Source organism: Corynebacterium pelargi (assembly GCF_014635485.1).
GTDB classification, from domain to species: domain Bacteria; phylum Actinomycetota; class Actinomycetes; order Mycobacteriales; family Mycobacteriaceae; genus Corynebacterium; species Corynebacterium pelargi.
In genome coordinates, this window is sequence record NZ_BMCX01000004.1 from 22,830 (window position 1) to 34,212 (window position 11,383).

The window sequence follows — 11,383 nt, forward strand, 5'->3', positions numbered from 1 at the left end:
CGTGATGATGCTCGGAGGACACTCGTGGCGTATGACATTTCAAATGATCGTCGGCGCACTCGGCTCGCTTCGAAGTTGGAAAAATACGGTGATCGCTTGCAGTACTCGGTCTTCGTTGTCGATGCTTCGCCAGCTAAGTTGATCCGAATGAAGTCGGAAATCGAAGAAGTTCTCGACCTCCAGAAAGACTCAGTACTCCTTTGCGATTTGGGGCGGCTTACCGAATTGAGTGAAGCTCGCTTCAGCTTCCTTGGCCAATCTCGTGAAATTACACCCGGGGAGGCATTCGTCTTCTAAAAGCATGCGTGCGAGTGACTCTGCTGACCGAAATCTGTGGGAGTCGCTCGCGGTAGAATCATTGCTGGTTGAATAATGTACCTTGCACGTCAGGCGGGGGTCATTCCTGGGCTATGAGCCTTCTCAAAGCTCCTGCTCGCAACTGCTCCGAAATTGTGCTTTCAACCTGCTGTTATGATGGTGGCTATCGCTGCAGCTTCGGCTGCAGTCCTACATTGAGGCGCGGCGCGATCAGCCGTCATGATGAACTCACCCAGCGATCGCTGCAGCTTCGGCTGCAGTCCTACATTGAGGCTTGGTTGAGACGTTGGGCATTGGTAATTGGGTGCCGCATCGCTGCAGCTTCGGCTGCAGTCCTACATTGAGGCGACCCAAGAAGAACGCGACCAATGCGTAGGCATGTGGATCGCTGCAGCTTCGGCTGCAGTCCTACATTGAGGCATCGCTGACCGGTACGGCTCCCCGATCGAGGCGCGCAATCGCTGCAGCTTCGGCTGCAGTCCTACATTGAGGCACGGGTCCTAGCTCGGTGAACGATTCCACACCGCCGATCGCTGCAGCTTGGGCTGCAGTCCTACATTGAGGCGGTGTGCCAGCATCACCACACGTAATCCCATTGCGCGGATCGCTGCAGCTTCGGCTGCAGTCCTACATTGAGGCCTCGTGGCACCTGATAGCGGGGCAGAAGAAGCGCACCGGATCGCTGCAGCTTCGGCTGCAGTCCTACATTGAGGCGCGGGGTCATGGCGACCCCCTAAGCCTGGGGCGCGCATCGCTGCAGCTTCGGCTGCAGTCCTACATTGAGGCCAGACACAAGGCGTATCTACGAGCGGGCGAAAGCCTATCGCTGCAGTTTCGGCTGCAGTCCTACATTGAGGCGTCGTGGAATACCGCTACGACGGCGAGGTCAACCCCGACATCGCTGCAGCTTCGGCTGCAGCCCTACATTGCGGTTTGTCACATCGTTAAGGACTAGGGCGAATGTGCCCTCGGTTGTTCGATGATCACCACCGAGGTCAAACCCCTAGCCGATACTCCGGCGGGCAGGTACTTCCTTGCAGAGGACGAGCATCAGCAGTACCTGCACAAGAACCCATACGGGTACTGCCCGCATCACTCAACGGGTGTGGCGTGTGGCCCTGATATTGCGCAGGATGGGCCAGAAGATAGCGCTGATCACTAACAGCCACGCGGCGCCGATGAGCCATCCGGCGAGCACGTCGGTGAACCAGTGGTGGCCAAGCCAGATTCGGGATGCGCCCATGAGCAGGATGTAGATGCCTGCCAGGATGTAGCCGAGGGTGCTGGCGTACAAGATGGCGATGATGCCGAATACCACCACGGCATTCAGTGTGTGGCCAGAGGGGAAACTTGGTGCGTATTCGAAGGGGGCGACCGCGAAGGTGTGTTCGGGGCGCGGGCGTCCTAGCCATTCTTTGACCAAGGTGGTGGTAAGCACCGAGCACGTTGCAGACAGTGCGGTGATGACGATGGGCCACCAGCTTCGCTTGGCCCAGGCCAGCCACACCACCAACGCCGTGGCGATGGGGGCGGTAAAGGCGGTGGTGCCGATATTGGTGTACCAGGTCACCCACTTGGCAAGGGTGTTGCTGCGGTCGTTGTAGGAGTGCTCGAGAAGTTGGTGGTCGAGTTCTGCGAGCCAGCCGCCGGCGGTGGTGTTGCGGTACACCAGGGCGCTTATTGCTACGAGTACCGCGGCGAGCAGGATGTGGGTGACCGTGCGTCGCGCGCTGTAGCTTCGGGCGGATGGGGCATGCGTAGCGTGTGGGTTCTGTGTCTTCATTGTGGGAAAAGTGTAGCGGCAAGTGTGAAAATCACCTCAAACCGGGCATAAAGCAACACCAAACGGGCATAATGTGGGTGAAACCAAAACATCCGCCACAATGCGACACGTCTCACGGGAGAGAGCATGAACAAGATCGTTGGTAATAAAGTCGTCCTCATTGGCGCTGGCGATGTGGGAGTGGCCTACGCCTATGCGCTGGTCAACCAAGGCACCGTCGATCACCTGGCCATCATCGATATCGATGAAAAGAAGCTTGAAGGCAACGTCCAAGACCTCAACCACGGTGTGGTGTGGGCGCAGTCGCGCACCAAGGTCACCAAGGGCACCTACGCGGACTGCGAAGACGCCGCCATGGTGGTCATTTGCGCCGGTGCTGCTCAGAAGCCGGGTGAAACCCGCCTGCAGCTCGTGGGCAAGAACATGAAGATCATGAAGTCCATCGTGGACGAAGTGATGGCCAATAACTTCGATGGCATCTTCCTGGTTGCCTCCAACCCAGTGGACATCCTTACCTACGCCGTGTGGCAGTACTCCGGCCTGGATTGGCACCGCGTGATTGGCTCCGGCACCGTGCTTGATTCCGCCCGCTTCCGCTACATGCTCGGCGAGCGTTACGACGTAGCACCTTCCTCCATCCACGCCTACATCATCGGCGAGCACGGCGATACCGAGCTGCCAGTGCTCAGCTCCGCCACCGTGGCCGGCGTATCCATGCGCAAGCAATTGGAAAAGAACCCGGGCCTAGAAGAGGAACTGGAAAAGATCTTCGAAGAAACCCGCGACGCCGCCTACAAGATCATCGACGCCAAGGGCTCTACCTCCTATGGCATCGGCATGGGCTTGGCTCGTATCACCCGCGCCGTGATCCACAACCAGGAAGTGGCCTTGCCTTGCTCCGCGCTGCTTGAAGGCCAATATGGTGAAGAAAACATCTACATCGGCACCCCTGCTGTGATTAATCGCGGCGGCATCAACCGCGTTGTGGAACTGGAATTGACCGATCACGAACTCGAACGCTTCCGCCACTCCGCCAAGGTGCTGCGCCAGGTGCAAGAGGAATTCTTCCCCGCTCAATAGGGCAGTAACAACACCGAATCCCACCACGGCCAAAGCCGAAGGGTGGGATTTTTATTAGCGCAGGGCAGCCCGGTATTCGCGTGAGCCTTCCACGTCGCTTTGCTCCGGCTCGACGGCTTTGAGTATGGGGCTGGCCGCCAGTGCCACGCCGAAGCCGATGAGGGCGGCGGCGATGATATCGCTTGGCCACTGCACGCCCAGGTACACCCGCGACCAGGCGGTGGCGCCGATGAGCAGGGCGGCGAAAAAGCCTGCGGCCAGCGCGACTTGTTTGCCTGCCACATACAGCACCAGTAGGACGATGGCGCTGCTCAGTGCCACCACGCCGGTGACGTGACCAGAGGGGAAGGCGTAGTTGAGTGCTGGGATGACTTGGAAGGCGGCGTCTGGCCTGGGGCGTTGGAAGATGAACTTCATGCCTTGGGAAAGCAGTGTGGCTGCCCCGACGACGAAGACGATATAGCTAAAGGCGCGCCGGGACGAGGTCACCCACCAGGCCAGGGCGCCGGCGAGGATGGCGAAGCCGAGGATGCTCAGTGGCGTGAAGACGTTGCTTAGCGCCAAGGTCGCTGCGATCATGTGCTCGAAGCGGTGTTCGGCTACCCAGGTGAGCAGCTTGATGTCTACGCCTTTGATCACAGTGCTTGCGCTGAGCGCCCCGAGCATGATGGCGCTCAGGATCAGGAGGATGCCGCGCAATTGTGAATGCATAATGCACGATCATTGCGTTGCTAGCTGGCAGGAGGCTGAAACCTAGCTGAAATTGCTGAGTAAATTACTAAGGGATAGCGTTAAGGCATGCACATTATCGCCCATCGTGGTTTTAGTTCCCGCTATACAGAAATGAGCGCCGAGGCTTATGAGAAGGCCTTGGAATTGCCCATCCACGGCGTTGAGTGTGATGTGCGCCTGAGTAAAGACGGGCAGTTGATGTGCTTCCACGATCCCACCTTGTTGCGCATGTTTGATGATCCGCGCAGGGTGGCGTCGACAAGCTCCAAAGAACTCATGGATCTCGGCGTGCTTCGCCTGGATGACCTGCTCGATATGGTCCTGGCCTATCCCAATCGTCACCTCTATATCGAGGCCAAGCACCCCACGCGTTTTGGCAGAATGCTCGAAGAACAGATTGTGCTGCGGCTTTGCTATCGCAAGCTTGTCGACGACCCACGCATGCACTACATCTCTTTTTCCACCGCGGGAACCAGGCGCATGGCCAAGCTCGCACCGAAAATGCACACCGTGCGGCTGCTGCGCGATTGGGAGTGGTGCACCAAAGCCCAGGGGCTTTCTTTGGCACATGGGCGTGCGCACCCAGAAAAAATCACGGCGAACACGTACATGTTCACCGTGAATGAGCCCGAAGATATCCGGTGGGCTCAGCAGCAAGGCGTGGGCATGCTTGCTACTGACGTCCCGGATCTAGCGCTTAGCCTGCAAACCAACCAGTAACCGCCGGGGCGATGTTCTGATACACGTGCTTGTGTTCCTGGTATTCGGCTAGACCAGTTGGGCCAAGCTCGCGGCCATTGCCGGATTGCTTCATGCCACCCCACTCGGCCTGCGGCAGGTAGGGGTGGAAATCATTGATCCAGATGGTGCCGTGGCGCAGTCCACGAGCCACGCGCTCAGCCTTGCCGGCATCCTGCGTCCACACGGCACCAGCCAGGCCATATTCAGTGTCATTGGCCAGCTCGATGGCTTCTTCCTCGGTGCTGAAGGTTTCAATGGTCACCGTGGGACCAAAGGCCTCATCGTGCACGCAATCCATGCTGCGATCGCACTGATCAATCACCGTGGGCAGGTAGAACCAACCCTTGCTCAAATCGGTGTTGCCGGTGCCGTGGCTGCCCTGATTATCCTCAGCCTCAGCCACGCGACCACCGCAGAGCACCTTCGCGCCCTGCTCGCGTGCGTGATCCACATAGTCGGCAACCTTCTGGCGGTGCTCATCAGAGATCAATGCGCCGGTTTCTGCATCCGCATCGGCGGGACCGCCAAGCTTGATCTTCTTGGTCCGCTCCACCAGCGCTGCCACAAATTCATCGTGGATCGATGCTTCTACAATGATGCGCGAACCAGCAGAGCACACCTGGCCGGAGTGCACGAAGGCACCATTGAGTGCATTATCGACGGCTGCATCGAAATCAGCATCGGCAAAAATCACATTGGGGTTCTTGCCACCCAATTCCAAGGCGGTGCGCTTAATCGTCTCCGCTGCATTGCGCGCAATGAGTTTGCCGGTGGCCAAACCGCCGGTGAAGGACACCATATCCACCAGGGGGCTGGTAGAAAGCGGATTGCCGCAACGAGCGCCGGCGCCGGTAATCAAATTGCCCACACCTTTGGGCAGGCCGGCCTGCTCAAGCACAGTCATCAACATCATCGCAGTATGCGGGGTCAGCTCAGCTTGCTTGAGCACAAAAGTATTGCCCGCAGCAATCGCAGGAGCTACCTTCCAAGACACCTGCAGCAGCGGATAATTCCAGGGGGTAATCAAACCGCACACGCCCACCGGCTCTGCATCGATGCGTGAGCGAACCGAAGGATCGCCGGGATCCACCACGCGGCCTGCACCGTGCTGCGCGAGGGTGCCAAAGTAATCAAAGGCATTGGCAATATCGTCCATATCTGCCTCGGATTCCGGCAGTCGCTTGCCGGTATCTGCAGATTCCGCAGCGGCGAAGGCATCCTTGTGCTCGCGGATCAGCGCAGCAGTGCGAAGCAAAATCTTGCCGCGCTCCACCGCCGGAGTCTCGGCCCAGGAGCCCTCGTCAAAGGTGCGGCGAGCTACCTCGATGGCGCGCTCAGTATCGGCCTCGCTGGCCTCTGAAACCACACCGACCTTTTCGCCATTGGCGGGGCAGGTGATGGTGCGGGTGGCGCCATCAGCGGCTGCTTGCCACTGGCCGTCGATATAGAGCGAGGCGGGGCCTTCGCCTTGATATACGCCTTCTAGCAATGCGCACTTCGTCGGATCAAAAAAAGTTGTGCTCAATTTATGTTCTCCTCGGTTGGATTCTTGATTGCAAAAACGAGGCTAGTCCTTACCCCAGTCCATCACAGGGCTGGCTCCACCAGACATATCAGAGCGACCCGGGATGTCCCTTTGCATATGCAGGAATTCCAGGTGGCGTTCATACAAGTCCAGCACGTTATCAATCAACTGCTCTTGGGTATAGCCAAAGACGTCGTAGCCCAAAGAACCGGTGTGGTCATACACCTCGAGGCGGTAGTACAGCTCCCCGCCGACAGTATTGCGCGTAAAGGAGGGCACGGGGTTTTCCACCGGGAAGAGCTGGTAGCGGAAGTTTTGTTCCTCGCCCAGATCAACGGTGAGATCCAAGGAGCGAACCGGAATATCAGTGACCGCAGAAGACACCAAGTGGGTGTTGAGCCCGCGATCGCTTAACTCCGCAGCGACCTGTTCGAGTGCAGGCTGAACCGTCTGATCGATGTAGTTCTGGCAACGCTGTGCACTTGGCCAGGTATTGGCCCTGCTGAGGCGCCTGCGCCACGTGGTGGCGTGAGAACCGGAATCGCTGCGGCCCGACATTGCTGCATGCAATGCGATACCACGGGCTGCCGATTGTGTGCCTTCCATGCGGAAGGAGCGGATCAAGCCAATCATGATCATGTACATCACGATGGAAAATGGAAGCCCCATCACCACCGTGGCCGACTGCACCGTGGTCACGCCATCGATCTGCAACAACACCACGGTGAGCAGGCCAACGAGCACTGCCCAGAAAATGCGCGACCACACTGGGCCATCCTGAGCGCTGTGGTCAGTCTTTGAGGTGAAGTTACTCATCACCAACGCACCGGAGTCGGCGGAGGTGATGTAGAGCAGCAAGCCGATCAAGGTGGCCAAACCGATCAAGAAGAACGAACCTGGGTAGGTGGCCAGAAGATCGTAGAAGCCACGCTGTGGCTCGGCCATCGCCGCATCGCCAAAGGCATCGTCGCCGCTGCGCACCAGATCCAGCGCGGAGTTACCGAAGAAGCTCATCCACAGCAGGATGAACACAAAGGGGATGCTCAGGGTGCCGAAGATGAATTGACGCAGGGTGCGGCCGCGAGAAATGCGTGCCAGGAACAGGCCGACGAAGGGTGCCCAAGCAACCCACCAGGCCCAGAAGAAGAGCGTCCATGCGCCCATCCACTGCTTGGTGTATTCGGGATCCTCGGAGAATGCGAAGGTATCCATGGTCATGCCGGGAAGTGAGGAGACGTACTCGCCGATATTCATCACGAGCCCGTCCATGAGGAAGGCCGTCTTTCCGGCGATCACGATGTAGGCCATCAGCACCAGCGCCAGACCCACATTGATCTCACTGAGCATCTTGATGCCCCTATCCACACCCGAGACGGCGGAGATGGTGGCAACGCCAACCGAAAGCACCACCAGCGCAATCTGCGCGGCTTGGCCTTCGGGGATATCGAACATCACCTTCAGTCCGTAGTTCAGTTGCACCACGCCAATGCCGAGCGAGGCGGCAACGCCGAACACGGTACCGAGCATGGCTGCCACGTCCACGGCATCACCAATAGCGCCTTTGGCGCGCTTGCCAAAGATTGGATACAGCGCCGAACGGATCGCAAGCGGCATATTCAGCCTGTAGGCGTAGTAGCCAAAGGCCATGCCCATCAGCGCGTACATGGCCCAACCGGTGAAGCCATAGTGGAACAGCGCCCACACCACCGCTTGGCGGGCGGCCTCGCGGGTTTCGCCTGCTCCTACCGGTGGTGCGTAATATTGCGTGACTGGTTCTGCCACTGCGAAGAACATCAGGTCCACGCCGATGCCTGCGGCAAAGAGCATGGCGGCCCAGGAAAAGAGTCGGAATTGGGGGCGGGAGTGATCCGGGCCGAGCCTAATCGTGCCGGTCTTGGCAAATGCCACAGCCAGCACGAAGATGATCACCACGGTGCCGGTGAGGATATAAAACCAGCCGAGGTTGGTGGCGATCCACCCGGTGACGCTGCCAAGAGCAGCCTCGGCACTTTCGCCGCCGAAGAATGCCCAAAGTGTCACAGCAAGGATGCCTGCTGCAGAGGCGATAAAGACTCGCCAATTGGTTTGTGCTGCCCCTTCTTTAGCTTCTTGAGGGGTGCCGGCTCGATAAGAGCCAACGATGACTTTCGTTTCCGGTTCTGTGTTGCTGGGCCGTTGATCTTCCACTCGCATCACCTTCCGCCTTGTGTTTACTAGCCTTAACCTGCCTCAGGATACACAAGCAGGGGTAATCCTCCGGCGTTAGCCTTTGTTCCTGCTTTTTGGCAGAATGGAAAAGGTTAGCCCAAAGTGCCTGTTCATTCAGGGGTGGCGGGGGTAGAAACCGCCCCGGAATCGGGCATCGTTTTGGGTATAAAAAGGAATAAGTCGGAACAAGGGAGGCAACCTGCGTGTCTATGCAAGATCAATTCCGGGCATTGCAACAACGCTTCGGTGGAAAACATGACACCGAAGGCGAAGTAGTAGAAGATCGCCGTCGCGATGTCGTGATTGTTGGTGGCGGCTCCGCCGGTTCGGTGCTGGCCAATCGCTTGAGCGAAGACAGCAACACCGATGTGTTAGTGCTTGAAGCCGGACGTATGGATTCGCTGTGGGATCTCTTCATCCACATGCCAGCGGCCTTTTCCTTCCCCATCGGCAACAAGCACTACGACTGGGGCTATGAATCCGAGCCCGAGCCGGAGATGAACGGTCGCCGCATCTATCACGCCCGCGGCAAGGTGCTCGGTGGCTCCTCTTCCGTCAATGGCATGATCTTCCAGCGCGGCAACCCCATGGACTATGAAAAGTGGGGCGCGCTGCCGGGTATGGAGCACTGGGACTACAAGCACGTGCTGCCGTACTTCAACAAGATGGAAACCGCCCTCGGCGCCGATCCGGAAGATCCCCGTCGCGGCCACAACGGTCCACTCAAGCTCACCCGTGGCCCGGCAACCAGCCCACTATTCCAGGCCTTCTTCCGCTCCGTGCAAGAGGCGGGCTATAACCTGACCAATGACGTCAATGGCTACCGCCAAGAAGGCTTCGCGCCTTTCGACCGCAACATCCTCGGCGGCAAGCGCCTCTCTGCTGCGCGCGCCTATCTGCACCCAGTGATGGATCGCAAGAACCTGGACGTGCGCACCCGCGCCTTTACTACCCGCGTGCTCTTCGAGGGCGATAAGGCCGTCGGTGTGGAGTATGAGTGGAAGGGCAAGAAGCGCCGCGTCTACGCCGATAAGGTCATTTTGTGCGGTGGCGCCTTCAACACCCCGCAACTGCTCCAACTTTCCGGCATTGGCGATAAGGACGTGCTGGAAAAGGCCGGCGTTGAGGTGAAAAAGCACCTGCCGGGTGTAGGCGAAAACCTCCAGGATCACCTTGAGGTGTACGTGCAGTACAACGTCACCCAGCCGGTGTCCTCGCAGCCCTACTTGAAGATGTGGCGTCGCCCCTTCATCGGTTTGCAGTGGCTGTTGAGCAAGAAGGGCCCCGTGGCCTCCTCCCACTTCGAGGCCGGCGGCTTTGCTCGTTCCAATGACGACGAGGCCTACCCGAACCTCATGTTCCACTTCCTGCCCATGGCAGTGCGTTACGACGGCACCGTGATTGATAGCCCGCACGGCTTCCAATTCCACGTAGGCCCGATGTACTCCGACACCCTTGGGCACGTGCACATCAAGTCCGCTGACCCTAAGGAAAAGCCAGAGATCATCTTTAACTACCTGGCCACCGACCAGGATCGCCGCGAATGGGTCGAAGCCGTGCGCGTATCGCGTCGCCTGCTCGACACCAAGGCCATGAAGGAATACACCGATGGGGAAATCTCACCGGGTATGGATGTGCAAAGCGACGAGGAAATCCTCGAATGGGTACGCAATGATGCCGAAACCGCATTGCACCCCTCCTGCACGGCCAAGATGGGTAGCGCCGAGGATGAAATGGCAGTGGTGGATCCGGAGACGATGCAGGTGCACGGCGTCGATGGCCTCTACGTCTGCGACGCCTCTGTCATGCCGATCATCACCAATGGCAATATCTACGCCCCGGTGATCATGATGGCGGAAAAGGCCGCTGACCTCATCCGCGGCCGCAAGCCCCTCGATCCGATCGATGCGCCCTTCTACCAGGCGAAGAAGGATATGCCTTTGTACGCCGAGGGTGAGCGGGTGCGCGATCACGTCGAGCGTATTGAGGGTGCCTGGCACTAGACCTGCCGCGCTCAGGCGGTAAGTTTAGAAAGCATGGCTAAAAAGAAGAAGCAAAAAGAGCAACTGCCTGAAGGCATGAGCCGCAGGCAGGCTAAACTTGCCGCCCGCGCTGCAGAACGTGCCAAGTTTGAAAAGGATCCGCGCCCCTATGAGGGCTTCTCCTTCGAGACGGATCTGGTGGCCCTGCAGGAATTTGTGCCTTCGGCAATTGCGAAGGCACAGGCAAAGGGCAAAGAAGTACACCTTTGCACCGTGCTGCCCGGCGGCGGCGCGGCATTGGTGCGCGAAGATGGCAGCATCTTCGTTGCGCTGCAAACCCAGCAGCGTTCCCAAAACCCACACCGCGATTTAGCGTTCGCACTGTCGTGGGCTCTGGACGCGAAGCCCGGCAGCGTGCTTGAGGTGGGCGTGGCCGATGGCTCCCAGCCGAAGCTTGAAGAGCTGCTGGATAAAGACCAAGCGTTGGAGATCGAAGAGTTCCACGACTTCAACTGGTGGGTGCCGGATCCCAGCATGATTACCCCCGAGTACGCGCAGGGGCTGCAGATGGCCAATGAATCCGTACTGCCCTCCCAGCGCGTGAAGGCACCGGCGACGGCATGGTGGATTAATCCAGGCGAGAAGGCGCATATTCGTTGGGTGCGCCCGGAGCCCGAAGATGCGTTGATGAAGGCGCTGGCGCGCGTTGCCGCACGCGATGAGCTGCACCTTGGCGAGGGTTCGAAATTTGCCGGCGTGTTCCGCACCCATGGTGTGTTGGTGCCGGTGTGGGATCTCGATCCCGAGCGTGCCCCCGAAAGCTATGCCGAAGACCTCAAGGCACTTGATGCCAAGCTTTGCCAAGAGCTGGAAAATGATGAGCCTTTGAATGCAGAGGAACGTCGTCGAGTAGAAACCATCAACTCCCGACAAGTGACAATCCGCTAAGCCACCACCCCCGCGAGATGTGCGCCACAAAACCTATCGGGCTATAGTCATCTGCAATTCGACTAG

General features: G+C 58.7%; 9 protein-coding genes, 1 pseudogene and 1 CRISPR repeat array. Of the genes and pseudogenes, 6 read left to right on the top strand and 4 right to left on the bottom strand.

Annotated features, from left to right (window positions below; genetic code table 11):
• Window positions 1-24 precede the first annotated feature (24 nt).
• Window positions 25-297, top strand: a complete 273-nt coding sequence (gene cas2, locus IEU99_RS08480; RefSeq protein ID WP_229718444.1) for a CRISPR-associated endonuclease Cas2 — start codon at window positions 25-27, stop codon at window positions 295-297.
• A gap of 186 nt (window positions 298-483) precedes the next feature.
• A CRISPR array of direct repeats spans window positions 484-1,251; the repeat unit is 36 nt; unit sequence ATCGCTGCAGCTTCGGCTGCAGTCCTACATTGAGGC.
• A 37-nt stretch (window positions 1,252-1,288) separates the two neighbouring features.
• Window positions 1,289-1,480 (top strand): annotated as a pseudogene (locus tag IEU99_RS08485) (peptide-methionine (S)-S-oxide reductase); the annotation flags it as partial.
• Here the strand turns inward: IEU99_RS08485 and IEU99_RS08490 are convergent.
• The gene (locus IEU99_RS08490) at window positions 1,415-2,101 is read right to left on the bottom strand and encodes a phosphatase PAP2 family protein (RefSeq protein WP_128889043.1); all 687 of its coding nucleotides are present in this window, start codon (window positions 2,099-2,101) and stop codon (window positions 1,415-1,417) included. The pseudogene IEU99_RS08485 and the gene IEU99_RS08490 sit on opposite strands and share 66 nt — an antisense overlap.
• 126 nt (window positions 2,102-2,227) lie before the next feature.
• Here IEU99_RS08490 and IEU99_RS08495 point away from each other — a divergent pair, with 126 nt between their 5' ends.
• The gene (locus IEU99_RS08495; RefSeq protein WP_123959220.1) at window positions 2,228-3,181 is read left to right on the top strand and encodes an L-lactate dehydrogenase; all 954 of its coding nucleotides are present in this window, start codon (window positions 2,228-2,230) and stop codon (window positions 3,179-3,181) included.
• A 54-nt stretch (window positions 3,182-3,235) separates the two neighbouring features.
• On the opposite strand, the gene IEU99_RS08500 is transcribed toward IEU99_RS08495, so the two are convergent.
• Window positions 3,236-3,892 (bottom strand): phosphatase PAP2 family protein, encoded by a 657-nt coding sequence (locus tag IEU99_RS08500; RefSeq protein WP_128889044.1) that lies wholly within the window; start codon window positions 3,890-3,892, stop codon window positions 3,236-3,238.
• An 87-nt stretch (window positions 3,893-3,979) separates the two neighbouring features.
• On the opposite strand from IEU99_RS08500, the gene IEU99_RS08505 reads away from it, so the two are divergent.
• Window positions 3,980-4,633, top strand: coding sequence for a glycerophosphodiester phosphodiesterase family protein (locus tag IEU99_RS08505; protein ID WP_128889045.1), 654 nt, complete (start codon window positions 3,980-3,982; stop codon window positions 4,631-4,633).
• On the opposite strand, the gene IEU99_RS08510 is transcribed toward IEU99_RS08505, so the two are convergent.
• Window positions 4,611-6,179 (bottom strand): aldehyde dehydrogenase family protein, encoded by a 1,569-nt coding sequence (locus IEU99_RS08510; RefSeq protein WP_128889046.1) that lies wholly within the window; start codon window positions 6,177-6,179, stop codon window positions 4,611-4,613. The two genes, IEU99_RS08505 and IEU99_RS08510, sit on opposite strands and share 23 nt — an antisense overlap.
• Window positions 6,180-6,221: 42 nt before the next feature.
• A complete protein-coding gene (betT, locus tag IEU99_RS08515; RefSeq protein ID WP_128889047.1) occupies window positions 6,222-8,372 on the bottom strand; it encodes a choline BCCT transporter BetT in 2,151 nt (716 codons plus the stop codon).
• 224 nt (window positions 8,373-8,596) lie between these two features.
• Between betT and betA the strand changes: the two genes are divergently transcribed.
• Window positions 8,597-10,390 carry a choline dehydrogenase gene (gene betA, locus IEU99_RS08520; RefSeq protein ID WP_128890753.1) on the top strand — a complete coding sequence of 598 codons (1,794 nt, stop codon included), beginning with the start codon at window positions 8,597-8,599 and terminating at the stop codon, window positions 10,388-10,390.
• A 33-nt stretch (window positions 10,391-10,423) separates the two neighbouring features.
• Window positions 10,424-11,317, top strand: coding sequence for a DUF5926 family protein (locus IEU99_RS08525; RefSeq protein WP_128889048.1), 894 nt, complete (start codon window positions 10,424-10,426; stop codon window positions 11,315-11,317).
• The last annotated feature ends 66 nt before the right edge of the window (window positions 11,318-11,383 follow it).